Raw genomic sequence first — 25,431 nt, 5'->3', positions numbered from 1 at the left:
TCAAGGCAATTGGTGCGACGAGTCCGCTCGACGCGACTACGGTCATGGATATGCGGGTCGCGATGATGACGCGGGAGTATCCACCCGAGGTGTACGGCGGGGCGGGAGTACACGTCACCGAACTCGTCGCCCAGCTCCGTCACCTCTGCGAAGTCGACGTGCACTGTATGGGCGCGCCGCGGGCCGGCGCGTTCGTGCACCAGCCAGATCCGGCACTTCGGGGTGCCAACCCGGCCTTGTCGACGCTGTCGGCGGATCTCAACATGGTCAACGGCGCATCAGAGGCCTCCGTCGTGCATTCGCACACCTGGTACACCGGAATGGCCGGGCACCTCACCTCACTGCTGTACGGCATCCCCCACGTCCTGACCGCCCATTCGCTCGAGCCGATGCGGCCGTGGAAGGCCGAACAGCTCGGCGGTGGTTATCGGGTGTCGTCGTGGGTCGAGAAGACCGCCGTCGAGGGTGCCGACGCGGTGATCGCGGTCAGCGCGGGCATGCGGGACGACGTACTGCGCACCTACCCGGCGCTCGACCCCAACCGGGTGCACGTGGTGCGCAATGGGATCGACACCGAGGTCTGGTATCCGATCCAGCCGGAGCCGGGCGATTCGGTGTTGGCCGAACTCGGAGTCGACGTCAGTCGCCCCATCGTGGCCTTCGTCGGCCGGATCACCCGGCAGAAGGGTGTGGCGCACCTGATCGCCGCGGCGCATCACTTCGATCCCGACATTCAGCTGGTGTTGTGCGCCGGCGCGCCGGACACGCCGGAGATCGCGGCCGAGGTGACGAACGCGGTCCAGGAACTGGCCCGTGCCCGCAGCGGCGTGTTCTGGGTGCGCGAGATGCTACCCATCGCCAAGATTCGCGAAATACTCTCGGCTGCAAGGGTTTTTGTCTGCCCATCGGTGTACGAGCCGCTCGGGATCGTCAATCTCGAAGCGATGGCGTGCGCGACGGCAGTAGTGGCATCCGACGTCGGCGGCATTCCCGAGGTGATCGCCGATCAGCAGACCGGGCTGCTGGTGCACTACGACGCGGATGACCCTGCCTTCTTCGCGCAGCGGTTGGCCGACGGCGTGAATGATCTGGTGAGCAGTCCGGAGCGCGCCCGACAGTTCGGTGAGGCCGGACGGCAGCGGTGCATTCAGGAATTCTCCTGGGCGCATATTGCCGAGCAGACCCTGGAGATTTACCGAAAAGTGTCTTCGTAGGCCGAACGCGGCCCACCGGGTGGCCGGCTGATGAACTAGCCGGTGACGCCCTTCAGTTCGTCTCCGAGGGCGGCGGCCTCTTCGGGGGTGAGCTCGACGACGAGTCGCCCGCCGCCTTCCAGTGGTACCCGCATCACGATGCCGCGCCCCTCCTTGGTTGCTTCCAGTGGACCGTCGCCGGTCCGGGGCTTCATCGCCGCCATCGAGTGCTCCCTCCGCATGAGCCGGCTGCCCACCCGTCGACAGCTCCCGGCACTGAACTGCTACTGAACTCCACCTATTGTTCCCTATACGCGCCGTTCGGTGTGCAAAGACCCGGCTAAGCCCCTCGCGACGACGGGTGTTCGGCCACCGGGACCCAGCAGTCGACGGTGTGGTCATCGACCATTCCGGTGGCCTGCATCAACGCGTAGGCGGTGGTCGGTCCGACGAATTTGAACCCGCGCCGCTTCAGTTCCTTGGCCATCGCCGTCGATTCCGGCGTCACTGCCGGAACCTTGGACATGTCCGCGGGCCGCGGGCGGGAAGCCGGGGCGAAGGACCACAGCAACTCCCCCAGGTCGACTCCGGCGTCCGAGAGATCGGCGACCGCGCGCGCGTTGGCGATGGTGGCCTCGATCTTGGCTCTGTTGCGCACGATTGACGGGTCGGCCATCAACCGATCGACGTCCTTGGCGGTGTAGCGGGCGACGCGTTGCGCGTCGAACCGGTGGAACGCGCGCCGAAAGTTCTCCCGCTTGCGAAGGACGATCAGCCACGACAGGCCACTCTGGAAGGCCTCCAGGCTGACCCGCTCGAACAGGGCATTCGAGTCGTGCAGCTGCCGGCCCCACTCGGTGTCGTGATAATCGCGGTACAGAATGAAATCTGCCGGTGCCAAACGTGATTCGTCGATCCACGCGCAGCGGACCCGGCCGTCGGGCTCCGGCGCGGGTGCGCTGTTCTTCGTGTTCTTCGCCGCCGCGCTCATGATTCGTCCCCGGCGTCGGCCTGCATCGCGTGCGCGCCGCCGTCGACCGGCTCGTCGGCGGCGTCGGTGTCATCGTCGAGACCGTGGGCGGCCCGCACCGCGGCGAGCTGACCACGAAGCAGATCGAGCTCCTGGGCCAGCCGGTCGAGCACCCAGTCCACCTCGCTGGTCTTGTAGCCGCGCACCGTCTGGGTGAACTTGACGGCGTCCACGTCCACGCCCGTGACACCGGAGGCCGGCAACACGGTGGCAGTGGTCGCGCGCGGTAGTGGCGGCAGCGGCTCGCCCCGACCGAAAAGCGCACTGCCGAGACCGAACAGCACCACGGCCACCAGGATGAGCACCACCAGGTACAGCAGAACCAGAGTCACGACGTCGATATTGCCCGATGTCCCCGACAGCGGCCCGGTGGGTCAGCCGCGTGGGCGCAGTGTGACCATCGGCGGGCGGTCGTCCAGCGACACACTCGACGTGCGAGGCGTGTAGTCATCGCCGTCGACGAAGAATTGCGTCAGCCCGACGGCGGAGTCCGGGATGCCGCAGCGCGACAGAAGCGTGGCGATGACCTGCCGGCTCATCGACGCGAGCTCGGTCAGCGGCCGGTTGCGGTGCGACCGGACGCCGAGGTTCACCTGGGCGATCGCGTCGAGGCCCAGCCGGTCGTAGGTGTCGACGAGCAAGCCGATCTCGACGCCGTAGCCGGGCGCGAACGGTACCGACGTGAGCAGTTCACGGGTCCCGGCGTATTCGCCGCCGAGCGGCTGCAACAGGCAGCTCAGCTCGGGCCGCAGCGCCGCTAGCAGTGGTCGCGCCACCAGTTCGGTGACCCGGCCGCCACCGTTGGCGTCCTCACTGCCGCTGATCTTCAGCGGCCGCCGGTAGAAACCCTTGACCAGGTGCACCCCGTCGGTGGTCAGCAGCGGGCCGACCAGCCTGGGCACGAACATGGGATCGGGATCGAGCAGATCGGAGTCGACGAAGACGACGATGTCGCCGGTGGTGGCGGCCAGCGACCTCCACAACACCTCGCCCTTGCCCGGCTGGGGCGCCACCTCGGGCAGCGCGACCTCGCGGCTGATCACCCGGGCACCCGCCGCGACCGCACGGATCTCGGTGTCGTCGGTGGAGCCGGAGTCCAGCACGATCAGCTCGTCGACAAGGCCGCCGAGCAGCGGCGTGATCGTCTCGACGACGCTTCCGACGGTCTCCTCCTCGTTGAGCGCGGGCAGCACCACCGAAATCGTGCGACCGGCCTTGGCGGCCACCAGCTCGGCAACCGTCCACGACGGCCGGCTCCAGCTGTGGTCGGCCAGCCACCGACCGGTGACGACGTCGGCGCCGGGCACTTCGGGTATCCGCTCAGAAATCAAGGTCATGCCAGTCCCCTCACCGTGCGCGTCGGCGGCCGTACGCCCTGGATCGACGCGACCATCTCGAGGACGCGCCGTGTGGGCCCGACTTCGTGCACGCGGAACATCGCTGCCCCGTCGGCCGCGGCCAGGGCGGTCGCGGCCAGGGTGCCTTCCAGGCGTCCCATCAGGTCCACACCCAGAGTTTCCCCGACGAAATCTTTATTGCTCAGTGCCATCAGCACCGGCCATCCAGTTTTTACAAGGTCTTTTACGTGACGCAACAAACTAAGACCGTGATAAGTGTTTTTGCCGAAATCGTGGGTCGGGTCGATGAGGATCGCGTCCTTGCGCACGCCGATCGCCGCGGCGCGTTCGGCGGCGGCGGACACCTCGGCGATCACGTCGTCCACCACACCGCGCTCCGAGGTGCCGTAGCTGACCCTGAACGGGCGGGTTCTGGGCACCGCGCCGCCGGTGTGGGAGCAGACCAGACCCGCGCCGAACTCGGCGGCGACCTCGGCGAGGCCCGGATCCACCCCGCCCCAGGTGTCATTGATCAGATCGGCGCCCGCCGCGCAGGCCTGCTTGGCCACCGGCGCCCGCCAGGTGTCCACACTGATCAGCTGGTCCGGGTAGGCGTCGCGCAGCCGTTCGATGAACGGCACCACGCGGGCGATCTCCTCGTCGACGCCGACGGTGCTGCCCGGGCCGGCCTTCACACCGCCCACGTCGACCACGTCGGCGCCCTCCTCGATCACCCGGCGGGCGGCGGCCATGGCGTCCTCATCGCGGAACGTGGCGCCGCGGTCATAGAAGGAGTCCGGTGTCCGGTTCACGATCGCCATGATCAGCGCGCGATCAGCCGCGACGGGACGGCCGCAGAACGTGGACTGCACGCCCTCCATAGTGCCTGGCCGTCTGTCGTAGCCGCCCCAGCGGCCGATCTCTGCACCATGGCCGCGGATCACGCGGACCAACCACCCTTACGCAGAGGTCGGCGAGCTATTCGGGCTTCTTGCCGTCGACCACGTCCTGCAGGTACTCGTCGTAGAACGGCACATAGCCCTCATCGCGGCCCGCCAGCACGTAGATCGGGTCCTCGATCTCCTCGACGTCCTCGTCGCCTTCGCCCGACGTGCCGCCGTAGCCCTCCTTGCGGAGGTGGCCCTTCTGGCTCTTGAAGGTCGACGTGTGCGCGAGTTCGCCCATCACGCGCACGAACAACGGCACCGCATAGCCGGGCAGCTTGTCGTAGGCGGCCTTGGCCAGCGCTTTGCCGTCGAACTCCTCGCCCTCCTTGAGCTGGACGGCGACCATGCCCGCCTTGCCGCCCGCGCCGGGCACCTCGACGCCGAACACCGTCGCCTCCTCGATCTGCGGATCGGTGGACACCGCCGCCTCGACCTCGGTGGTGGCGACGTTCTCGCCCTTCCACCGGAAGGTGTCGCCGAGCCGGTCGGTGAACGCGGCGTGACCGAATCCCTGCGAGCGCATCAGGTCGCCGGTGTTGAACCAGACGTCGCCCTCCTTGAACGCATCGCGGACCAGCTTCTTCTCGCTCTCCTTCTTATCCGTGTAGCCGTCGAACGGCTGGAAACTGCTGACCTTGGAGAGCAACAGGCCGGGCTGGCCGGTCTTGACCTTGCGCACCCGGCCGTCATCGCCGCGCTTCGGGTCGCCGGTCTCCTCGTCGTACTCGACGAAGGCCACCGGCGTCGGGCAGATGCCGGTCGACTTGTCGATGTTGAGCACGTTGACGAACGCGGTGTTGCCCTCGCTGGCGCCGTAGAACTCGCAGACCCGCTCGATGCCGAACCGCTCGGTGAACTGGTCCCAGATCGTCGGGCGCAGCCCGTTGCCGCAGATCACCCGCACCTTGTGCGTGCGGTCGGTGTCCTTGGCCGGCTGGTTGAGCAGATAGCCGCAGATCTCGCCGATGTACACGAACGCGGTGGCGTCGTAGCGGATGACGTCGTCCCAGAACTTCGACGCCGAGAACGACTTGCCGAGCGCCAGTGCCGCGCCCGAGTTCAGCACCGACGACAGTGCGACGGTCAGCGCGTTGTTGTGGTAGAGCGGCAGGCAGCAGTACAGGGTGTCGTTGCTGTTCAACCGCATCCCGAGGCCGCCGAAGCCGGCCAGCGCGCGCAGCCAGCGGTAGTGCGTCATCACCGACGCCTTCGGCATGCCGGTGGTACCCGAGGTGAAAATGTAGAACGCCTTGTCCTTGGCCAACACCGCTGCGGTGGTGCTCGGGTTCATGGTCGGCGCGGTTTCGGCCAGCCGCTCGAATTCGTCGAGGCTCACCATTCCGGAGGTGTCCGCTCCGCTCTCGGTGATCGGCTCGATGAAGTCGCGGTCGGCGACGAGGATCGTCGCGGACAGCAGTCCGAGGCTGTGTTCGAGGACATCGCCGCGCTGGTGATAGTTCAGCATTCCGGAGATGGCGCCGCACTTGACCGCCGCGAGCATCAACAGCACCGGCTCGGGTGAGTTGCGCAGCATGATGCCGACGACGTCGCCGTGCCCGACGCCGCGGGCGGCCAGCACGGCGGCGAAACGATTCACGGTCTCGTTGGCCTCGCGGTAGGTCAGTTCCCGGTCCTCGAACTTGAGGAAGACCTTGTCTGCATATTGCGCCGCTCGGTCCTGGAACACCTTGCCGATGGAGGTCTTGGCCGACGGCCGGGCACCGAACCCGGTGATGACGCCGCGCAGAATCGTCGGCGCGTCCATCAACAGGCCGGGCACCTGCCCGACGATGTCGAGCAGTCCGACGCTGCTGCGCGTCCCCGATTTGTCGTCGGCCATCTCGTGTGTCCCCTCCGCTGTTGGTTTGTCGCACACCCTAACGGCGGGTCACCGTCACGCGGGCGGTTCGCAGACCGCCATCGCCGCGTCGAGATCGTTGACCACGACCAACCGGTCCATCGCACTCTCGGTGACATACCCCCTGTCGACCAGGCTGGAAAGCCAGGTCAGCAAACCGTCGTAGTGCCCGAACGGGTCGAGCATGATGATCGGCTTGTCATGCATACCCAAATAAGCCGCTGTCCAGGCTTCGAAGAACTCCTCGAGGGTGCCGATTCCACCGGGCAGCGCGACGAACGCGTCCGCGCGCTCCTCCATCACCTGCTTGCGCTCACGCATGGTGTCGGTGACCACCAGCTCGTCGGCCTCGGTGTCGGCGACCTCTCGGTGCACGAGAGCCTTCGGGATGACGCCGACGGTGCGCCCGCCGTGCGCCCTTGCCGCGGCCGCCAGCGCACCCATCGCCGACACGTTGCCGCCGCCCGAGACCAATGTCCAGCCGCGGTCGGCGATCGCCTGACCGACGCGGCGCGCCAGCGTCAGCAGCTCGGGATGCGTTGGGCCGGATGCACAGTAGACACAGACCGCCCATTCGCGGCCGGGTTTCGCGGACACACGACAAACCTAGCCATAGACTCCGGCGGTGCCTGTCGACTGGGTGACCGCGCCGCCCGAGCCGGCACTCGAATCGCTGGAACGCGGTGTGCGCGACGGATCAGGCGCGGTGCTCATCGGCGCCGCGGGCGTCGGCAAGACCTGGCTGGCGCGAACGGCCGCCGAACGGCTCGAGCCGCAGTTCGACTCGGTCGACTGGGTGACGGCGACGTCGCCGGCGGGGGCGGTCCCATTCGCCGCGTTCAGCCACCTGATCGAAATCGGTGAGTCGAGCAAGACCGCGGCGGTGCTGCGGGCCGCGCGCGAAACGCTGGGCGACGGCCGGCTGCTCGTCGTCGACGACGCCCACCTGTTGGACAAGCTGTCCGCAGCGCTGGTCTACCAGTTGGCGGTCAGTCGCGCGGCGACACTGATCGTCACTGTCGCCTCCGGCGGGCCTGCGCCCGAGGAGATCTCGGCGCTCCTGCGCGACAACCTGCTGCCGCGCATCGATGTCGAGCCGGCCAACCACGACGAACACCGGCTGACCACCCAGGTCGAGGAATTCGTCTCGGCGCTGCCCGCCGGAGCGCATCGGGTGCTGGAGTATCTGGCCGTGGCCGATCCGGTGCCGCTGGGCGATGTCGTCGCGCTGGCAGGCCGGGAAGCCGTCGCCGAAGGCGAAGCCGCGGGTGCGGTCGTGATCGCCGAAGACCACGTGCGGCCCGCCCATCCCCTCTACGTCGACGCGGTCCGCAACGCATTGGGCGGACCGGATCTGCGCCGGCTGCGTACCGAGTTGGTCGACCGGCTGGCCGGGGCGCCGCGGCGTGGTGTCGTCGACCGTCTCGGCCTCGCGGTGCTGGCGCTGGACAGCGACCGCCCGCAATCGGTCGTCGAGGTGGCCGCGGCGGCCGACGAGGCGCTGCGGCTCGGCGATCTGCGCCTGTCGGAACGGCTTGGCCGGGCGGCGGTCGAGCGCTCTGGTGGGCTGGCCGAGCGGCTGACGCTGGCGTACGCGCTGGCCTGGCAGGGCCTCGGACGCGACGCCGATGCGGTGCTCGCCGAGGTCGATCCGGCGGGGTTGTCGGAAACCGAGCTGATGGCGTGGGCGTTGCCGCGCGCGGCCAACCAGTTCTGGATGCTCTCCGAGCCGGAACGGGCGACGGCATTCCTGATCGCCACCCGGAACCGGGTCTCCTCACCGGCCGCGCAGACCACGCTGGACGCGCTGTCGGCCACGTTCGCGATGAACGCGGGCAACCTCAGCCACGCCAGGGAGATCGCCGACGAGGTGCTGGTGTCGCCGGCCGCCGACGACACCGCCGTCGGGTGGGCCGCGGCCGCGGCGGCATTGAGCTCGGCCCGGATGGGCCGGTTCGACGACGTCGATGCGCTGGCCGAGCGGGCCATCGCGGCCGGGCATCCCGGACTGCTGCGCTTCACCAGCGGGTTCGGCCAGACGACGGCGCTGCTGATGGCCGACGAATTGGACCGGGCGCAGGCGCTGGCCCAGCAGCTCACCGACTTCGCGCAACTGCAGCAGCCGGGCCGCGCGATCGGGGAAGTCCTGGTGGCCGACGTGTTGATCGCCCGCGGCGAACTGGACGCCGCTGTCGCGGTGTTGCGGGGCGCCGCCAATGCGCTGTCCCCCACCGGATATTCGTGGGGACCGCTGGCGTGGATGCTGCTGGCGCAGGCGCTCGGCCAACAGGGTGAAACCGTCGAGGCGGGAAAGGCATTGTCGCGGGCGGAGTCCCGGCACGGCCTCAAGTCGATGCTGTTCTCACCGGAACTCGCGCTGGCGCGGGCGTGGACCATGTCGGCACGCCGGGACCAGCACGGCGCGGTGGCCGCGGCACGAGAGGCGGTGCGCGCCGCCGAGCGCGGCGGGCAGAAGGCGGTGGCGCTGCGCGCGCTGCACGAGGCGGCGCGCCTCGGCGACATCCGCGCCGCCGACGGCATCGCCCGGCTGGGCGCCGAAATCGCCTGCGCCTTCGGGCGATCGGCGCTCGAACACGCGCGATCGGTGGCCTCGGGCTCCTAGACCGTCACCAGCTGGCCGCCTTCCAGACGCAGCTCCCTCTCGACACCGATGTCGGCCAGGAACCGTTCGTCATGGCTGACGACGACGAAGGCGCCCTCGTAGGCGTTCAGCGCCGACTCGAGCTGGCCGACACTGACCAGGTCGAGGTTGTTCGTCGGTTCGTCGAGCAGGAGCAGTTGCGGCGCCGGTTCGGCGAAGAGCACGCAGGCGAGCGTGGCGCGCAACCGCTCGCCGCCCGACAGGGCGGTCACCGGCAGGTGAATCCGGTTGCCACGGAAAAGGAACTGCGCGAGAAGATGCCGGCGGCGCGTCTCGGACAGACTCGGCGCAAAGGCGGCGAGGCAGTCCGCGACGGAGCGGTCCGGATCGAGTAGGTCCAGCCGCTGGGACAGGTAGGCGATACGACCGTCGGCCCGCCGGATCGTGCCGCCGTCGGGGTCGAGCTCGCCGCTGATGACGCGCAGCAGCGTCGACTTGCCAGTGCCGTTCGGCCCCGTGAGCGCGATCCGCTCGGGACCACGGATAACCAGGTCGGCGGCTGCGAACAGATTCCGGCCGCCGCGAGTCATCGTCAGACCCTCGCCGCTGAACACCGTGCGCCCCGCGGGTACCTCGGTGGCCGGCAGGTCGAGCACGATCGCGTCGTCATCGCGTAGCGCGCGTTCGGCATCGTCGAGACGGGCCTTGGCGTCGGTGATCCGCGCGGCATGGACACCGTCTACCCGTCAGGACGATTCCTGGGCTTTGCGTTTCATCGCGCCCGCGATGATCTTCGGCAGCCCCGCATCCTTGATGTTGCGGCCGGCGGTGCTCGAGCGCCGCGCCGCGCGTTCGCGGGCCTGCTGACGCTGACGCTTCTGGACCTTCAGTTCTTGTTCGGCGTTTCGCACGTTGCTCTCGGCGGTCCGTTGCGCCTCGCCGACCGCCTCCTCGTACTCCGCGAAGTTGCCGCGGTAGAACAGCATTTCACCGCGATGGAGCTCGGCGATGCGGTCCATCCTGTCGAGCAGCACGCGGTCGTGGCTGACCAGAAGCAGGCACCCGCTGAAGTCGTCCAGCGCCTCGTAGAGCCGGTGGCGGGCGTCGACGTCGAGATTATTGGTCGGCTCGTCGAGCAGCAGGACATCGGGCCGCTTGAGCAGTTGGCCCGCCAGGCCCACCGAGACCACCTCACCTCCCGACAGTGAGCCGAGGCGACGCTGGAGCGAGACGTGCCCAAGCCCCAGCCGGTCCAGTTGCGCCCGCGTGCGCTCCTCGACGTCCCACTCATCGCCGATCGCCGCGAATACCTGCTCGCGGGCATCACCGGCGTTCAGCGCGTTGAGCGCTTCGATGACGGGCGCCACGCCCAGCACGTCGGCGACGGTGCGGCCCGCGTCGAACGGCAGTGTCTGCGGCAGATAACCGAGGACGCCGTCGACACCGACCGAACCTGCGGCAGCGCGATAGTCGCCGATGATCAGTTTGAGCAAAGTGCTCTTGCCCGCTCCGTTGGGTGCGACGAGGCCGGTGCGGTTGCCCTCGACCACGAACGACAGGTCGGTGAAAAGCGCTGTGCCGTCGGGCCAGGAGAACGACAGATTCGAACAGACGATGGAAGACATGCGAGGGATCTCTCATGAGGTGGTGGCGATGGGACGCCCAAAACGGGCGTCACGCGCCGCAGGAACAGAACGGACGTGTGCCTCCAGAACTCACCTGGAGATCTCGTCGTCTCCCACCATGTCGTCAGCCCACCTCGATGTCTGAAACGCTTGCGGTCACCCATGCTACCGAACGGTTCAAGCGGTTAAATAACGCCGCAATACGTCCGTGGCGGCGGTGATCTGGGCGATCTCGACGCGCTCGTCGGCGCGATGGGCCAGGTTGGGGTCGCCGGGCCCGTAGTTGACGGCGGGGATGCCCAGTGCGGCGAACCGGGCCACGTCGGTCCAACCGTATTTGGCGCGAACCTGGCCGCCCGCGGCGTCGACCAGCGCCGCCGCCGCCGGTATGGTCAGGCCGGGCAGCGCTCCGGCGGCGGAGTCGGTCAGTTCGATCTGCACCGGCAGCCCGTCGAACACCTCGTGGACGTGGGTCAGGGCGTCGTCGACCGTGCGGTCGGGGGCGAAGCGAAAGTTCACGGTCACCGAGGCGGCATCGGGAATCACGTTGCCCGCGACGCCACCGTCGATCCGCACCGCCGACAATCCTTCGCGGTAGGTGCAGCCGTCGATGTCGACGTGGCGCGACTCGTAGGCCGTCAGCCGGGCCATCACCTCGCCGAGTTTGTGAATCGCGTTGTCGCCCAACCACGATCGAGCCGAATGTGCGCGGGTCCCTGCGGCGCTGACCACCACCCGCAGGGTGCCCTGGCAACCGGCCTCGATATAGCCGCCGGACGGTTCCCCCAGAACGGCGACGTCGGCCTGGAGCCAGTCGGGGAGCTCACGTTCGATCCGGCCCAAACCGTTCGCCGACGACTCGATCTCCTCGCAGTCGTACATCACCAGCGTGATGTCGTGGGCGGGCTCGATGACGGTGGCGGCCAGGTGCAGGAACACCGCGTCGCCGGACTTCATGTCCGAGGTGCCGCAGCCGTGCAACTGGCCGTCGGACTGCCGGCTGGGCAGGTTGTCCGCCGCGGGCACGGTGTCGGTGTGACCGGCCAGCAGCACCCGCGACGGTCTGCCCAGGCGGGTCCGGGCCAGCACGGCGTCGCCGTTGCGGACGATCTCGAATCCGGAGGTCTGCTCGCGCAACGCGGTCTCGATCTCGTCGGCGATGCGCTGCTCGTGGCGCGACTCGCTGGGAATGTCCACCAGCGCCGCGGTCAGTGCGACTGGGTCGCTGTTCAGGTCCAGCACAATTGACCACGTTAGCCGCTCGGCGGGTCAGTGCCCCAGCGTGCGGCGGCCGCAGGTCACGTCAGGTAGCGGCGGACCCGGCGGCCGCGGATCGCGGTCAGTATCTCGTAGTCGATGGTCCCGGCCTGCTCCGCCCAGTCCAGTGCGGTCGGTTCTCCGTGGGCACCCGTGCCGAACAGGACCGCGCGGTCTCCCTCGCGCACGCCGGATCCGTCAGCGCCAAGGTCGACGACGAACTGGTCCATGCAGATCGTGCCGATGTTGCGGTGCCGTCGCCCGTTGATCCACACCTCGAGCCGGTCGGACAGCACCCGCGGCACCCCGTCGGCGTAGCCGCACGCCACCACGCCGGTCACGGTGTCGCATGGTGCGACCCAGGTGTGGCTGTAGGACACCCCCTGGCCCGCGGACACCCTTTTGATCTGCGTGATCTCGGACGTCAGTGTCATCGCCGGGATCAACCCGAAATCGCCCTGCTCGGGCACGGGCGTGCGGCCGTATACGGCGATACCGGCACGCACCATGTCCCGGGACAGGTCCGGCCGGGTCAGTGCGGCGGCGGAGTTCGAGACGTGCACGACCTGGGGTGGCGCGCCCGCGCGCCGAAGCTCGACGACACACTCGTCCAGCCGGTCGGCCTGCCGGACGTTGAGCGGGTGGCCGGGCTCGTCACCCCTGGCCAGGTGGGTCATCGCCGTGCGGAGCGAGATGGCCTCCGAGGCCTGGTATTTCGCCAGGTCGTCGCGGAGTCCCGGCCATTGGTCACCGGAGACACCGCTTCGGCCCAGGCCCGTGTCGACCTTGACGCCCACCGTCGCGGTGCGCCCCAGCGCGTCGGCCGCGGCGACCACCGCGGACAGCTGGCGCGCCGACGACACCACCACCTCGATGTCGGAACGCAGCGCCGCCGCGAAATCGGCTGCCGGCGTGTGTAACCAGGCGATCACCGGTCCGGTGACGCCGCCCTGCCGCAGTGCCAGGGCTTCCTCGATCGTGGCCACACCGATCTCGGCGGCACCGGCCTGTAGCGCGGCCCGGGCGACCGGTACCGCGCCATGGCCGTAGCCGTCGGCTTTCACCACGGCGAGCACCCCGACGCCGGACCGGTCACCCAGCACCGTGACGTTGTGGGCGATCGCGGCCAGGTCGACGACCGCCTCGACGGCGGCCACGGTCAGTACTGGATGGCTTCGATCAGCGGGGACGGCTCGTCCATCAATGCCCAGAACCGGTCCCGGATCTTCACCGTCAGCGGGCCGGGCTCGCCGTTGCCCACCGGTTCACCGTCGAGGGTGTTGATCGGCGTGACACCGCCCGCCGTGGTGACGGCCATCACCTCGTCGGCGTCGTACAGTTCGCGGCTGGTGACGTCGCGCAGGGTGGCCTCGATGCCCATCTGGTCGGCGAGCTCGAACACGGTCTTGCGGGTGATGCCCGGCAAGGCATTTCGCGACGGGGAGGCCAGTTTGCCGTCCTTGACGACGCAGACGTTGAAGCCGGGCCCCTCGGCGACACAGCTGTCGGAGTCGAGCAGGATCGCCGTGCGCGCGCCGCGGTCCTTGGCCTCGAAGCTCGCCGCCGTCAGATCGCCCCACTGGTAGTTCTTGATGGTCGGGTCGACGGTGTTGCGGCCCGCCCGGCGAACGTGGCGCGGGACGATCGCCGTGGTGCCGAAGATCTGCTCCGCGGGCGGAAACGCCCACAGGTACGGGATGGCGTAGATGTACACCTGATGGGTGAGCTTGGACAAGTCCTTCTCGCCCTTGCGCTTTCCGTAGCCGCGGGTGACGGTCAGGTTGACGAACGACTCACGCAGCTGCGACATCGCGACGCAGCGCTTGGTGATATCGGCGAGTTCCTCCTTGCTGATGCCGGCGTCCAGACGCAGTTTGGCCGCCCCGTCCAGCAGCCGGTCCAAATGGTCGCCGAGCCGGAAGATGTTGCCGTGCCACACATGCGCGACGGTGTAGGTCAGATCCGAGTGCCCGAAGCCGGTGTCGAAGATGGAGATCTTGGCGTCCTTGGCGGCCATGTACTCACCCTCGATCCAGGCCACGCCACCCGCGAACGGGCTCGAGGTGTCCAATTCGTAGTCGCTGTACTGGATCACCGACCCCGGTGGCGTGTCCTCGCGGATGGCGCCGGGTTCCACGGCGACCAGATTGCTGGTGCCGAGTGTCGGAGTGGTGGATGAGCGCTCGTGTGGCGACTGTGTGACGGTCATGATGGTCCCTTCGGAATTGCGTTGGGTCAGCGGTTTTCAGGAGATATGGGTCTTGGCGTAGTCAGGCCCGGCCTCGCCGGTGGCCAGCCGCTTGCGCAGTCCGGTGAAGGCCCAGAGCGTGGCGAGCACCAGCAGGCCGAGGAACACGTAGCCGTTGTTGGCGAACTGCGGGAGGAAGATCAGCGCGGCGCACACCAGGGTGAAGGCGATGACCGCGAGCCCGGCCACCGGCACCCGCGCCTTGCCGAGGTCGAACGTTCCCGGCTCGGCCGTCGGGATGGTTCCGCGGCGATTGGCGATCAGCACTGCGATCGTCTGCAGGAGGTACATCGAGCAGACCGCCAGCGAGGAGAGTCCGAGGATGAGGAAGAACGCCTTCTCGCTGATCAGTGCCGACAGCAACAGGATCGTCGAAAGCCCAAAGATTCCGAGCACGGCGTAGGTGGGCGTGCGGTTCGACGGGGACACGTGCCGCCAGACGTGCGAGAACGGCAGCATGTTGTCGCGGGCCATCGAGTAGGTCAACCGGGTGGCGACCAGGATGTTGGCCAGGATGCAGGCCATCACGTTGGTCAGGGCCACGGCGACGACGATCTTGCTGATGACCGGGCCGACCTGCTGGGTGATGATCTCCTCGATGGGGGCAGCGGAGGCGGCCGCAACGGCGTCCTGGTCCTTGATCGCCAGCACGTAGACGACGTACATGCCGAACTCGATCACGATCGAGGCGGTCAACGCGTAGAACATCGTGCGCGGAATGACGTGGCGAGCGTTGACGGTCTCCTCGGCGATGTCGGCACTGGCTTCCACTCCGATGAGTCCGAAGAAGGGGCCGAGCGACGCGGCCAGCCAGGCCAGGATGTACGGGGCACTGCCGTCAGACGTGCCGCCCGTGAAGAGCACCGAGACGGATTGGTGGTTGTCCGGCGAGGAGAAGGCGACGATCGCGACGAGAATCGTGGCCCCGACGGTGATCACGAACTCGAGGCTCACGCCGATGTTGTTGACCATCGTCGCGAACCGCACGCCGTACAGGTTGACGAGCATGCAGACGGCCATCACGCCGATGGCGACGAGGATCTGCGCGGTCTGGCTCATGTTCCAGCCGAACAGGCTGCCGAGGTAGCCGGACAGGATGAAGCCGACACCGGTCATGCCGCAGATCCAGCCGGCCAGCGCCAGTACGCCGGTGAACAGCGCCATCGTCGAGCCGACGAGGCGACTGGTCCACTGGTACGAATAGCCGGCCAGCGGGATCTTGGCCGTCAGGTCGGCGGCGATCAGCGTCCAGATCACGAACACCGCGGCGGCGAGCAGCAGCGTCCACACGAACGGTCCGCCCGCGGTGAAGTAACCGGCGCCGAAGCCGGTGAATACCGCGGTGGTGGCGCTGATGGTCGCGAAACCGATCGCGAACGATGCGAGTCGGCCGACGGAGCGGTCGAGCTTCTGGGTATATCCGAAATGTTCGAGTTTGGCGTCCTCGGCGTTGGCCGGGAGCGGCACTTTTGCGTCGGCGGCGGGTACGACGTCGGTCATGGTTTCTCCAGCGCAGTTGGGCATTCAGTGTTGTCAGCAAACCCGACGCTGCGGCACCGCGGAAGTTCCAAAAAATGATCTACTGATAAAGCGAGGTTATGAGTGGCTGGTGATCGACGTCAGTAATAAGTGGCGGGATGGTCAGGCGCTCTGCCGCCCGCTGAGCCCTCCCCCAAGCTCCATTGTTCGCGGACGTGGGCAATCAACGCCGCAGACTCCTCATTCAGCGTCTCGGGGTTCCACGCCAGCGCCGTGTAGTTGCGTGGGCGGTCGACGATCGGCACGTATGTTATGCCCTGGCGGTTGTACAGACGGGCGCTTGCCTCGCTGGTGAAACTGATACCCAGGCCCCGCGCGATGGTGGTGGTCTCCTCTTCATAGGTCGCCGCCACCGCGGCGATGGTCGGCGGCTTACCGCCTCTGGCGTCCATCGCCATCCAATAATCCCGCCACAGACCTGCGCTGGCGGGCGCGACGACGATGGGGTCGTCGAGTAACTCGGCGATCGACAACTCGGAGCGGTTCGCCAGGCGATGATCGCGGGGGAGGCAGGCCACCCAGCTCTCCGCGTCGAGAATGAACATCCTGTGGTCGGGCAAATCCACGGGTGGCCTGATGATCGCCACTTCCGTCGTGCGGTCGGCGAGACCGGCTGTCGGGTCAGAGAAATCGAATTCCCGTGCTTCCAAGGTGATTTCGGGATGCGCCGCCTCGAAGTGACGCACCAGCCGGAACAGCAAGTCGGCACCGGTGCCGATCAGGTAGCCCAGCTTGATCCGGCGGCGATGCGCCGCGAGCACGACGAGGTCGTCGATGGCGGCGTCGACACCGTGCAGCGCATCTCGTACCTTCGGCAACCAGACGCGGCCGAGCTCGGTCAGCGCTACCTCACGCGTGCTGCGGGTGAAGAGCGTGACGCCCACCTGGTGCTCGAGTTGTTTGATCGCGGTCGACAGCGCCGGCTGGGTGATGAACAACTTCTCCGCCGCACGCCGATAGTTCAGTTCCTCGCCGAGAACGGCGAAGTAGCGCAGCTGGCGCAACGTCACATCGCCGGTCGTGGCTGGCCTCTTTCCTGGTCGGGAGCCTGTGAAGCGATGCTAGGCGCACCGGTAGCCTGGAGCACCGTGACTGGAGCTTCGGGTATTGGATTGGCGACCATCACCGCCGACGGGACCGTTCTGGATACGTGGTTCCCGGCTCCGGAGCTGGGCGACGACGGGGCGTCGGGCACGAATCGGTTGTCGGTCGCCGAGGTGCCGGCAGACCTCGCGGCCCTCGCCGAGCGTGACGAGGCCCGCGACGTGGAGACCGTCCTGGTGCGGACCACCATCGCTTCTCTCGACGAGAAGCCTGCCGACGCCTTCGACGCCTACCTCCGTCTGCACCTGCTGTCGCATCGACTGATCGCTCCGCACGGGGCGAACATGGACGGCATATTCGGCGTCCTCGCCAATGTCGTCTGGACCAGCGCCGGCCCCTGCGCGGTCGACGGCTTCGAGTCGACCCGGGCCCGGCTGCGGCCCCGCGGCCCCGTCGCGGTGTACGGCGTCGACAAGTTCCCGAGGATGGTCGACTACGTGGTGCCGTCGGGCGTGCGGATCGCCGACGCCGACCGGGTCCGGCTGGGCGCGCACCTGGCGTCGGGTACCACAGTGATGCACGAGGGGTTCGTCAACTTCAACGCCGGCACGCTGGGCAGCTCGATGGTGGAGGGCCGGATCTCGGCTGGCGTCGTCGTCGGCGACGGGTCCGACGTCGGCGGCGGTGCGTCGATCATGGGCACGCTGTCGGGTGGCGGCACCCAGGTCATCTCCGTGGGTAAGCGGTGCCTGCTCGGCGCCAACGCCGGGCTCGGCATCTCGCTCGGCGACGACTGTGTCGTCGAGGCCGGCCTGTACGTCACCGCCGGGACCAAGGTGCAGACCGCCGACGGGGAGACGGTCAAGGCCCGCGACCTATCGGGCGCCAACAACCTTCTGTTCCGGCGCAATTCGGTCTCGGGTGCGGTCGAAGTCGTCAAGCGCGACGGCTCCGGCATCACGCTCAACGAGGCCCTGCACGCCAACTGAGTCAGGCCGAACTACCGGAATTCAGCCAGGGCTCGCGCCAACCGGGATGCCCGGCGAGCAATTTGTCCGCGGCCGGCGGCCCCCACGACCCGGGTTGGTAAACCACCACCGGCGGTGGTGCGTCGAGCAGCGGTTGCACGATTCGCCAGGTCTCCTCGACCCCGTCTTCCCGAGTGAACTGGCTGGAGTCGCCGCGCATCGCGTCGCCGAGCAGGCGCTCATAGGGTTCGGGCGCCTCGCCGAGTTCCTCGGCGAAGATCAGCGACAGGTCAACCGTGCGGGTGCGGTCGGCACCGGGCTGTTTGGCCTGCACGATCAGATCGGTGCCCGGATCGGGATCGATGCGCAGCACGAGTTCGTTGGGATCGGGCACCTGCGGGGTGATCGCCAGTCGGGGCGGGCGCTTGAAAATGACCCGGATCTCCGTGGCGCGCACCGGCAGTGCTTTGCCGGCGCGGAGGTAAAACGGAACACCCGACCAGCGCCAGTTGTCGATCTCCAACCGCAGGGCGGCGAAGGTCTCGGTCTGCGAATCCCATTGCACCCCTTTGATGGACTGGTATCCGGCGTACTGGCCGCGGACGTAATGCGCGGGGTCCGCCGAGGGAATCGAGCGGAACACCTCCGCCCGCTTGTCGCGCAGGCCGTCGGCACCGGCGAGGCTGGGTGGTTCCGCAGCGAACAGCCCGATCAGCTGCAGCAGATGGTTCTGTACCACATCGCGCAGGGCTCCGACGGAGTCATAGAAGCTGCCCCGGTCCTCCACCCCGAAGTTCTCGGCCATGGTGATCTGCACGCACTGGATCCGGTCGCGGTTCCACAGCGGCTCGAACACCGAGTTGGCGAACCTCAGGAACATGATGTCCATCGCCGGTTCCTTGCCGAGGAAGTGGTCGATGCGAAAGATCTGCCATTCCTCCAACACGCTGCGGAGTTCATCGTTGAGTGCGCGGGCGGACGTCAGGTCGTGGCCGAACGGCTTCTCCACCACGACCCTGGCGCGCGAGGTCAGGTTGGCGTGCGCCAGCCCCTCGACGACGGGCCCGAACAACGAGGGCGGCACCTCGAGGTAGAACACCGGCGTGTGCTTGCCCTCGATCGCCCGGCCCAGCCGCTCATAGGTGTCCGCGTCGTCGAATCCGCCGGCCACCATCGATAGGCGGTTCGCGAACCGGGCGAACACGTCCTCGTCGACCGTTTCACCGGCGCCCTCGATCGCGCTGCGGGCATGCTCGCGCAGGGCGTCGCTCGACCACTCGTGGCGGGCGACTCCTACGATCGGGCACTTCAGCAAGCCGCGCCGTTCCAGCCGGTACAGCGACCGGAACGTCATCTTCCTGGCCAGATCGCCGGTGATGCCGAAAATCACGAGCACATCCGCGGGTGTCGTCGCCGGTGCAGTCATGGTGCCTACTTCCTTCCGGCGTCGCCGCCGAATTCGCTGCGCATGGCCGAAAGTACCTTGTCGCGCAGAGAGGTCGCACCCGTCGCCCCCCGCACCCCCTCGGCGTTCACGTCGTGGACGACGCGGCGATGTCCATCGTCCATCAATCGCCGCACCAGGTCGGCCCGCGTTCGGCCGAGTCCCACCATGCCCACTTGCATGGGCGTGTCAGTAGACATGTCCCGCCTTCCTCCCCGGCCGTCATTTCCGTTCGCGGTATTCGTGGGACTCGTGGTCCCGGCCATAGCCACCCTGGACGGCACACCCGCGCACGCAGTGGTCAGGGCCGGATGCGCTCGTTCGCCGGGTCGTAGAGCGGCTTGAGCGACACCGAGATCGGGTACAGCTGGCCGCCGACATTGACCTGATAGGCGCCCGCGTTCACCCAGTCCGCGTTGATCACCGAACCGTCGGAGGCGCGGAGGTAGGCCAGACCGACGCACGCACCGGTCGTCGCCCCCCACGCCGCGGAGGTGACCTGACCGGCCACCGCACCGTCGCGCAGCACCAATTCGCCGCCCCACAGCATCGCCTCGGCGTTGTCGACGCGGAACCCAGCCAGTTTGCGGCGCGGCCCCTCGGCCCTGGCCTTCTCGACTGCCTCCCGGCCGAGGAATCCGATGTCGGTCTTGAGCTTGCAGGCGAACAGCAGACCCGCCTCGACAGGGTTTTCGCTCGGGGTGAGTTCGCGTCCGAAGGCGCGGTACCCCTTCTCCAACCGTAGCGACTCGATGGCGTAATAGCCGCCGCGGCCGACGCCGAACCCGGCCCCCGCCTCCATCAGGTCGTCGTAGACGCCGACGGCGAACTCGGCAGGAACGTAAAGCTCCCAACCCAATTCGCCGACATAGGTGATGCGGGTGGCGCGGACGGTGGCATATCCCAGTGCGATCTGTCGACTGCTGGCGAAGCCGAACGCGTCGTCGCTCAGATCGGCCGCGGTCAACGTGCACAGCAGGTCCCGCGACCTGGGACCCATCACACCGAACACGGCGTACGCGGATGTCACGTCGATCAGCGAGGCGCGGGCGCCGTCGGGCAGGTTCTTGCGGATATGATCCCGGTCGCGCTCGGTGGTCGCGGCGCTGCTGACGATCAGGAACTCCTCGGGGCCCGTACGGGTGACGGTCACGTCGGACTCGTAGGTGCCGCGCGCGTTGAGCATCCCGGTGTACACCGACCGGCCGACCGGCACGCCGACGTCGGCGGTGCAGAGCCACTGCAGCACCGCCTCCGCATCGGGCCCGACCATCACGTACTTGGAGAACGACGTCTGGTCGAACACCGTGACCGCTGTCCGGGTGGTGGTCTGCTCGGCCGCCGACCACGTCAGCCAGTTGGGCTTCCCCCAGGTGTATTCGATCGCCGGTACGGCACCGGGCGGGGCGAAGAAGTTGGCCCGCTCCCACCCCATTTTGCTGCCGAAGTTTGCGTTCGCCGCCTCGAGCAGGTGGTGTACCGGCGACCGGCGGAACGGCCGCGCGGTCGTCATCTCCCGGTTGGGCCATGGGAGTTCGTAGTGCAAGCCGAGGATCTCGGCGACCCGGTCATGCAACCAGCGGTTGTTGCCGTTGAACGGCGCGAACCGGCGAATGTCGACGCTGGTGAGATCACTGGTCGGTGATCCGTTGACGATCCACTCGGCCAGCGCCCGGCCCGCGCCACCGGCGGTGGCGATGCCGACCGAGTTGAATCCGGCGCCGACGAAGAAGTTGGCAACTTCGGGCGCTTCCCCGAGGATGAACTGGTTGTCGGGGGTGAAGCTCTCCGGGCCGTTGTAGAACTTCTTGATGCCGGTGGTCTCCAGTGCCGGAATCCGCAACAGTGCATTGTTCATCAGGATTTCGAAATGTTCCCAATCCTCCTCCAGCAGCTGGAATTCGAACGGGTACGGAATCTTGTCCGGCGCCACCCATGGCTTGGCCTCGGGTTCAAACCCGCCGATGACCAGGCCGCCGACCTCTTCCTTGAAATAGGTGTAGCCGTCGGGGTCCCGCAGGATCGGCAGGTCGGGGTGGACTCCGTCGATGCTCTCGCTGACCACGTAGAAGTGCTCGGCGGAGTGCAGGGGCACGTTCACCCCGGCCATCGCGCCGACCCGCTTGGCCCACTGGCCGGCACAGTTGACGACGATCTCCGACTCGACGTCGCCGTCGTCGGTGCGCACTCCGGTCACCCGGCCGTCGATCGTGAGAACATCAAGTACCCTGACCTTTTCGATGATCAGGGCGCCGCGCATACGGGCACCCTTGGCCAGCGCGAAGGTCAGGTCCGTCGGGTTGGCCTTCCCGTCGGCAGGCAACCAGACGGCACCGACGAGGTCGTCGACCCGCATCACCGGATAGTGCTCGAGCGCCTGCTCCGGGGTCAGCAGTTCGCATTCCATGTCGAAGGCCGCGGCGTTGGCGGCGGTGCGGCGCAGCTGGATCATCCGGTCCTCGGTCCGCGCGACCGTCACGCCACCGCACTGCTTGTAGCCGGCGGACAGGCCGACCTCGGCCTCCAACTCGGCATAGAGCGCCGTCGAGTACTGCACCAGGCGGGTGGCGCTCTCCGAGGCGCGCAGCTGCCCGACCAGTCCGGCGGCGTGCCAGGTTGTGCCGCTGGACAATTGGCCTTGTTCCAGCAGAACCACGTCGGTAAGGCCCAGCTTGGTCAGATGGTAGGCGACACTGGTGCCGATCACCCCGCCGCCGATGACGACGACGCGGACCCGGTCGGGAAGGGGTTTGGTGGCCATGGGTGCAGTCGGTTCCTCAGTGCTCGGTTTGTGACGTCGCTCAGTCGGTGGCCTGCGCGTCATCGAGCAAGCGGGCGAGATGCGGGCCCTGGAATGCGGCGACGGCGGCCTCGTAGCGCTCCATCGCCCAACCCCAGAAGTCGACATCCAGTGAGCTGGAGCCGTTCTGGATGCAACCCCACAGGGTCCAACCGTACTTGGCGACGATGCCCTGCAGGTGCGCGCGGGCGATCTTGTGCCGCAGCCGTCGACCGTAGTAGGCGGTGACCAGTTCGTCGAGCTGTTCGGTGCTCAGCCCGCACTCACTCCATACGTTGCCCAGCTCGAAGCACGGATCGTTGTTGCCGGAGTATTCGTAGTCGATCACCCACATCCGCTCGCCGTCCTCGATGAAATTGCCGGCCAGTAGGTCGTTGTTGCACGGGACGGTGGTCCGGTCGGTCGCGGTGAGGACCCGTTCGATGTCGGCGAACGTGGCGGCATGGTCGAGGTAGTCGTGCGGGATCTTGAATCCGTTGTCCCTGACGGTTTTCAGGTAGGTGGGTTGGCGTTCGAACATGTCGAACCGGCCGCGGAACCGGGGTCCGGAATGAAGCATCCGGCAGGCCGCGGCGGCCTTGGCGATTATCCCCGGTCGCTGGAAGTCCTCGTTGCACAGCGTCTTTCCGTTGAGGTAGCCGAGGAGGAGCACGCCGAGGTCCGGCCGGTAGTCGATCACCGGCGCGCCGACGCCCGCCTGCTCGGCGGCCTGACTGTTGAAATGTTCCCGGTCGCGATCGATCCCCAGCAGGTTGCACGAGATGTCGGTGCACCGGGCCACGTAGACTGCGTCGGGAGTGGTGATCTTGACATTGCGATTGGTCAGTCCCCCGGATAGCTCCTCGAGCTGTCGCGGCCGCCCTGCCAGCACGCCAATCTTGTCGAGCTGCTCGTTGAGCTGAGCATCCGTGAGCCGTAACGACATGGTTGTTCCTAAGCGGGCCAGCATGGTTGGTTCACTGTAGACCGTCGCTCCGTTTTGCGGCGCCGACTGCGCGCGGGCGGCGTAGATTCTGCCGGTATGAGTCGTCAGCCCACGGTAGCCCTGTTTCCCGAGCCCGGTGCCTGGGGCCCGACGAACAACCTGGTCGCGGTCGGCAACCATTTGCGTGAGCGCGGCATCCGCACGGTGTTCGTCATCGAGGAGTCGTTCGAGGGAGAACTCGCCGCCCGCGATTTCGAAGAACGGCTGATGCGGATGGCGCCCGCCCCCGAGGGCGACGAGGCGGTGGGTGGCGGCTGGGCCGAATTCGTCCGTGAGACGTCTCCGCAGTTCCGGCGCCCGACCATCGAACAGTTGGAGACGGTGACGGCACCGATCTGGGGTGAGTTCGTCGACGGCGCCGAGTACTCGCACGACCGCCTCACCGAGATCTGGGCGGAGTTGCGCCCCGATGCCATCGTGCACGACTGCGTTGCCAGCTTCCCGTCGGTGTCGGCGGCCGGCTGCCCGTGGATCCGGGTGGTCTCGGCCAATCCCCTCGAGGTGCGCGATCCCGACGTGCCACCGGTGTTCTCCGGATACCCGTCCGGCGACCGCAGCGGATGGGAGGACTTCTGCGCGGAGTACCGCAGGCTGACCGACCCACTCACCGGGCGGTCGAACGACTTTCATCGGCAGTGCGGGGCACCGCCGTTGCCGCCGGGCGAGTTTCAGTACACCTCGCCGTATCTGAACCTGTACATGTTTCCCGCCGAGCTCGACTACCGGCGGTCGACGCCGCTCGGGCCGACCTGGCGCCGGATCGACACCGCCACCCGCAACTCCGACGGCGCGTTCGACGTCGCGGACAAGGTCGGCGCCGAAGGAAAGCTGGTGTACCTGTCGCTGGGCAGCCTCGGCTGCATGGACGTGCCGTTGATGCAGCGGGTGATCGACTCGCTGAACCAGACGCCGCACCGGGTGATCGTGTCGATGGGCCCGCTGCACGAGCAGTTGCGGCTGGGCGAGCGGATGTGGGGCGAGCAGTTCGTTCCGCAGACCGCCATCGTGCCGCAATGCGACGTGATGATCACCCACGGCGGAAACAACACCGTGGGCGAGGCGTTCACGTTCGGGGTGCCGACGATCGTGCTGCCACTGTTCTGGGATCAGTACGACAACGCGCAGCGCATCGACGAATGCGGTTACGGCATACGGCTTTCCACCTACGAGTTCACCGATGACGAGCTTCATCAGACGATCGAGCGGCTGAGCGGCGATGCGGCACTGGCGGCGCGGCTGGCAACGGCCTCGAAGCGCCTGCAGACCTCGCCGGGCCGGCTGCAGGCCGCCGATCTGATCGAACAGGTCGTCCGCGGCTGAGCCGTCAAACGGGCTGTCGATCAACCCAATCCGCCAACCCGGCCGGGGTGGTGACGTGGTCCATGGCCAAGGCCACGGCGCCGTGGAGTGGGCCGTCCTCAGCGTGCTCGGCGTCGCGCACCGGCGGCGGGCAATTCTTGCGGAATGCCATCAGGCCGTCCCGGTAGGCGGTGTCGAAGGCCTCGGGCGCGGCGGCCCGTAGCAACGCGGCGACACCGCCCAGCGTGACGACCTCGGGATCGTGCAGGTTGACCAGGCCACCGATACCGCGGCCGAGCGATCCGGCCACGGCTTCGAAGGCCCGACGCGTCGCCTCGTCCGCTTCCGGACGGCCGACCAGATCGTGAACGTAGCCGACGGGATCGTCGGGCGGGGCATCGCCTCGATGCCGCGCCAACGCGCGGCCGTCGACGGTGAGGTCCCAGCAGCCGCGCGCACCGCACGGACAGACCAGAGCCGGGTCGCCGATTGGGATATGGCCATATTCGCCTGCCGCGCCGTGCGCACCGGCGAGCGGCTCGCCGTTGACCACCAACGCGCCGCCGATCCCTTGCGCGACGATGAGGTGCAGCGCGGTGGCGGCGGAGCGGGCCGCGCCGGTCCGGGACTCCGCCAGCCCCGCCAAAGTGGCGTCATTGCCTAGTAACAGCCGGATGCCCGCGCGGTCCGGAATATTGGCAGTCAACACCGAGAGGTTGACGTCATGCCACCCTCGAGACGTGAACTGGACCAGCTTGGCGCCGCTGATCGTGCCCGCGACCGAGACCGCTATCGCTTTGAGCCGCTTGGCTTTTCGACGGTAGACGGCGCCGATCGCATCCGCCAGCCGGGACAGCGCGACATCCAGCTCCTCACCGGCATACGCGTCCTGGGCCACCACCTGCGGTGCACCGTCGATGCCGGCCAGAGCCAGCCGCCAGTCGGCCGCGCGTAGGTCGGCCGCAAGGACGAGCGGCCCGTGTGCGTGGGGACCCAGCACCGTTGTCGGTCTCCCGCGGCCGTGCGCAGGGGCGGGGGTCTCGTCGAGCAGTCGCGCTTGCCGCATCCGGGCCACCAGCTCGGTCGCGCCGCCGCTGCCGATCCCAAGGCGCTGCGCGGCCGCGGCGCGGGTGATGCCCGGCTCGGACCGCACGACCTCGACGAGTTGAGCCGCACCCGACCAGCGGACCGGTGCCGCCTGACGTGGATCCTGTACCACGACCGTAGTATCCCATTTGATTAAACTCGTCGCCCG

The 25,431-nt window shown here is 67.9% G+C and carries 21 protein-coding genes and 1 pseudogene; 4 read left to right on the top strand and 18 right to left on the bottom strand.

Going from position 1 to position 25,431, the window contains the following annotated elements:
• Window positions 1-50 precede the first annotated feature (50 nt).
• Window positions 51-1,214: a glycogen synthase gene (glgA, locus tag ACVWWN_RS14670; RefSeq protein ID WP_457144550.1), complete on the top strand. Its 1,164-nt coding sequence runs from the start codon at window positions 51-53 to the stop codon at window positions 1,212-1,214.
• Between the two features lie 35 nt (window positions 1,215-1,249).
• Here glgA and ACVWWN_RS14665 read toward each other — a convergent pair whose 3' ends face one another.
• From ACVWWN_RS14665 to ACVWWN_RS14635, 7 genes are all read right to left on the bottom strand, one after another.
• Entirely contained in the window at window positions 1,250-1,417 is a 168-nt protein-coding gene (locus ACVWWN_RS14665; protein ID WP_143768304.1) for a DUF3117 domain-containing protein, read from the bottom strand.
• A gap of 116 nt (window positions 1,418-1,533) precedes the next feature.
• Window positions 1,534-2,184, bottom strand: a complete 651-nt coding sequence (locus ACVWWN_RS14660; protein ID WP_457144549.1) for a DNA-3-methyladenine glycosylase I — start codon at window positions 2,182-2,184, stop codon at window positions 1,534-1,536.
• Window positions 2,181-2,555 (bottom strand): DivIVA domain-containing protein, encoded by a 375-nt coding sequence (locus tag ACVWWN_RS14655; RefSeq protein WP_457144548.1) that lies wholly within the window; start codon window positions 2,553-2,555, stop codon window positions 2,181-2,183. Before ACVWWN_RS14655 ends, ACVWWN_RS14660 begins: the two co-directional genes overlap by 4 nt.
• Window positions 2,556-2,597: 42 nt before the next feature.
• Window positions 2,598-3,560, bottom strand: a complete 963-nt coding sequence (locus ACVWWN_RS14650; RefSeq protein ID WP_457144547.1) for a glucosyl-3-phosphoglycerate synthase — start codon at window positions 3,558-3,560, stop codon at window positions 2,598-2,600.
• Window positions 3,557-4,441: a dihydropteroate synthase gene (gene folP / locus ACVWWN_RS14645; RefSeq protein WP_457149132.1), complete on the bottom strand. Its 885-nt coding sequence runs from the start codon at window positions 4,439-4,441 to the stop codon at window positions 3,557-3,559. Before folP ends, ACVWWN_RS14650 begins: the two co-directional genes overlap by 4 nt.
• Before the next feature lie 97 nt (window positions 4,442-4,538).
• On the bottom strand, window positions 4,539-6,347 hold the full coding sequence (gene fadD6, locus ACVWWN_RS14640) for a long-chain-acyl-CoA synthetase FadD6 (RefSeq protein ID WP_457144546.1): 1,809 nt from the start codon (window positions 6,345-6,347) through the stop codon (window positions 4,539-4,541).
• A 54-nt stretch (window positions 6,348-6,401) separates the two neighbouring features.
• Window positions 6,402-6,962: an LOG family protein gene (locus ACVWWN_RS14635; RefSeq protein WP_457144545.1), complete on the bottom strand. Its 561-nt coding sequence runs from the start codon at window positions 6,960-6,962 to the stop codon at window positions 6,402-6,404.
• 28 nt (window positions 6,963-6,990) lie between these two features.
• On the opposite strand from ACVWWN_RS14635, the gene ACVWWN_RS14630 reads away from it, so the two are divergent.
• The gene (locus tag ACVWWN_RS14630) at window positions 6,991-8,988 is read left to right on the top strand and encodes an AAA family ATPase (protein WP_457144544.1); all 1,998 of its coding nucleotides are present in this window, start codon (window positions 6,991-6,993) and stop codon (window positions 8,986-8,988) included.
• On the opposite strand, the pseudogene ACVWWN_RS14625 reads toward ACVWWN_RS14630, so the two are convergent.
• The 6 genes and pseudogenes from ACVWWN_RS14625 to ACVWWN_RS14600 form a co-directional block, all read right to left on the bottom strand.
• A pseudogene (locus ACVWWN_RS14625) lies at window positions 8,985-10,592 on the bottom strand (ABC-F family ATP-binding cassette domain-containing protein). The gene ACVWWN_RS14630 and the pseudogene ACVWWN_RS14625 overlap by 4 nt on opposite strands.
• A 177-nt stretch (window positions 10,593-10,769) precedes the next feature.
• The gene (dapE, locus tag ACVWWN_RS14620) at window positions 10,770-11,834 is read right to left on the bottom strand and encodes a succinyl-diaminopimelate desuccinylase (RefSeq protein WP_457144543.1); all 1,065 of its coding nucleotides are present in this window, start codon (window positions 11,832-11,834) and stop codon (window positions 10,770-10,772) included.
• 56 nt (window positions 11,835-11,890) lie between these two features.
• Window positions 11,891-13,012 carry an alanine racemase gene (gene alr, locus ACVWWN_RS14615; RefSeq protein WP_457149131.1) on the bottom strand — a complete coding sequence of 374 codons (1,122 nt, stop codon included), beginning with the start codon at window positions 13,010-13,012 and terminating at the stop codon, window positions 11,891-11,893.
• Window positions 13,009-14,058 (bottom strand): aminotransferase class IV, encoded by a 1,050-nt coding sequence (locus tag ACVWWN_RS14610; RefSeq protein WP_457144542.1) that lies wholly within the window; start codon window positions 14,056-14,058, stop codon window positions 13,009-13,011. Before ACVWWN_RS14610 ends, alr begins: the two co-directional genes overlap by 4 nt.
• Window positions 14,059-14,094: 36 nt before the next feature.
• Window positions 14,095-15,597, bottom strand: a complete 1,503-nt coding sequence (locus tag ACVWWN_RS14605) for an APC family permease (protein ID WP_457144541.1) — start codon at window positions 15,595-15,597, stop codon at window positions 14,095-14,097.
• Between the two features lie 119 nt (window positions 15,598-15,716).
• On the bottom strand, window positions 15,717-16,646 hold the full coding sequence (locus ACVWWN_RS14600; protein WP_457144540.1) for a LysR family transcriptional regulator: 930 nt from the start codon (window positions 16,644-16,646) through the stop codon (window positions 15,717-15,719).
• 48 nt (window positions 16,647-16,694) lie between these two features.
• Between ACVWWN_RS14600 and dapD the strand changes: the two genes are divergently transcribed.
• Complete coding sequence (gene dapD, locus ACVWWN_RS14595) at window positions 16,695-17,669, top strand: 2,3,4,5-tetrahydropyridine-2,6-dicarboxylate N-succinyltransferase (RefSeq protein WP_457144539.1); 975 nt, start codon at window positions 16,695-16,697, stop codon at window positions 17,667-17,669.
• Window position 17,670: 1 nt separating this feature from the next.
• Here the strand turns inward: dapD and zwf are convergent, their stop codons facing one another.
• The 4 genes from zwf to ACVWWN_RS14575 form a co-directional block, all read right to left on the bottom strand.
• Window positions 17,671-19,074: a glucose-6-phosphate dehydrogenase gene (gene zwf, locus ACVWWN_RS14590; RefSeq protein WP_457144538.1), complete on the bottom strand. Its 1,404-nt coding sequence runs from the start codon at window positions 19,072-19,074 to the stop codon at window positions 17,671-17,673.
• Window positions 19,075-19,079: 5 nt separating this feature from the next.
• The gene (locus ACVWWN_RS14585) at window positions 19,080-19,292 is read right to left on the bottom strand and encodes a hypothetical protein (RefSeq protein WP_457144537.1); all 213 of its coding nucleotides are present in this window, start codon (window positions 19,290-19,292) and stop codon (window positions 19,080-19,082) included.
• A 101-nt stretch (window positions 19,293-19,393) separates the two neighbouring features.
• Window positions 19,394-21,853: a GcvT family protein gene (locus ACVWWN_RS14580; RefSeq protein WP_457144536.1), complete on the bottom strand. Its 2,460-nt coding sequence runs from the start codon at window positions 21,851-21,853 to the stop codon at window positions 19,394-19,396.
• A gap of 40 nt (window positions 21,854-21,893) precedes the next feature.
• Window positions 21,894-22,817: a phosphotransferase gene (locus ACVWWN_RS14575; protein ID WP_457144535.1), complete on the bottom strand. Its 924-nt coding sequence runs from the start codon at window positions 22,815-22,817 to the stop codon at window positions 21,894-21,896.
• A 96-nt stretch (window positions 22,818-22,913) separates the two neighbouring features.
• Here ACVWWN_RS14575 and ACVWWN_RS14570 point away from each other — a divergent pair, with 96 nt between their 5' ends.
• Window positions 22,914-24,197 (top strand): glycosyltransferase, encoded by a 1,284-nt coding sequence (locus tag ACVWWN_RS14570; RefSeq protein WP_457144534.1) that lies wholly within the window; start codon window positions 22,914-22,916, stop codon window positions 24,195-24,197.
• Window positions 24,198-24,201: 4 nt separating this feature from the next.
• Here ACVWWN_RS14570 and ACVWWN_RS14565 read toward each other — a convergent pair whose 3' ends face one another.
• Entirely contained in the window at window positions 24,202-25,395 is a 1,194-nt protein-coding gene (locus tag ACVWWN_RS14565; protein WP_457144533.1) for an ROK family transcriptional regulator, read from the bottom strand.
• Window positions 25,396-25,431: the final 36 nt, after the last annotated feature.

The sequence above is a fragment of the Mycobacterium sp. URHB0021 genome (genome assembly GCF_054057895.1).
The sequence above is the reverse complement of the archived record's forward strand: the minus strand, read 5'-3'. Positions and strand labels throughout refer to the sequence as shown.

What these genes read in the sequence shown, in the direction of transcription:
- ACVWWN_RS14585 (WP_457144537.1), bottom strand. Translation starts at nt 19,292, where the DNA reads ATGTCTACTGACACGCCCATGCAAGTGGGCATGGTGGGACTCGGCCGA.
- ACVWWN_RS14660 (WP_457144549.1), bottom strand. Translation starts at nt 2,184, where the DNA reads ATGAGCGCGGCGGCGAAGAACACGAAGAACAGCGCACCCGCGCCGGAG.
- ACVWWN_RS14650 (WP_457144547.1), bottom strand. Translation starts at nt 3,560, where the DNA reads ATGACCTTGATTTCTGAGCGGATACCCGAAGTGCCCGGCGCCGACGTC.
- ACVWWN_RS14580 (WP_457144536.1), bottom strand. Translation starts at nt 21,853, where the DNA reads ATGGCCACCAAACCCCTTCCCGACCGGGTCCGCGTCGTCGTCATCGGC.
- ACVWWN_RS14575 (WP_457144535.1), bottom strand. Translation starts at nt 22,817, where the DNA reads ATGTCGTTACGGCTCACGGATGCTCAGCTCAACGAGCAGCTCGACAAG.
- ACVWWN_RS14610 (WP_457144542.1), bottom strand. Translation starts at nt 14,058, where the DNA reads ATGACCGTCACACAGTCGCCACACGAGCGCTCATCCACCACTCCGACA.
- zwf (WP_457144538.1), bottom strand. Translation starts at nt 19,074, where the DNA reads ATGACTGCACCGGCGACGACACCCGCGGATGTGCTCGTGATTTTCGGC.
- fadD6 (WP_457144546.1), bottom strand. Translation starts at nt 6,347, where the DNA reads ATGGCCGACGACAAATCGGGGACGCGCAGCAGCGTCGGACTGCTCGAC.
- glgA (WP_457144550.1), top strand. Translation starts at nt 51, where the DNA reads ATGCGGGTCGCGATGATGACGCGGGAGTATCCACCCGAGGTGTACGGC.
- ACVWWN_RS14570 (WP_457144534.1), top strand. Translation starts at nt 22,914, where the DNA reads ATGAGTCGTCAGCCCACGGTAGCCCTGTTTCCCGAGCCCGGTGCCTGG.
- dapD (WP_457144539.1), top strand. Translation starts at nt 16,695, where the DNA reads ATGCTAGGCGCACCGGTAGCCTGGAGCACCGTGACTGGAGCTTCGGGT.
- ACVWWN_RS14605 (WP_457144541.1), bottom strand. Translation starts at nt 15,597, where the DNA reads ATGACCGACGTCGTACCCGCCGCCGACGCAAAAGTGCCGCTCCCGGCC.
- folP (WP_457149132.1), bottom strand. Translation starts at nt 4,441, where the DNA reads ATGGAGGGCGTGCAGTCCACGTTCTGCGGCCGTCCCGTCGCGGCTGAT.
- ACVWWN_RS14665 (WP_143768304.1), bottom strand. Translation starts at nt 1,417, where the DNA reads ATGGCGGCGATGAAGCCCCGGACCGGCGACGGTCCACTGGAAGCAACC.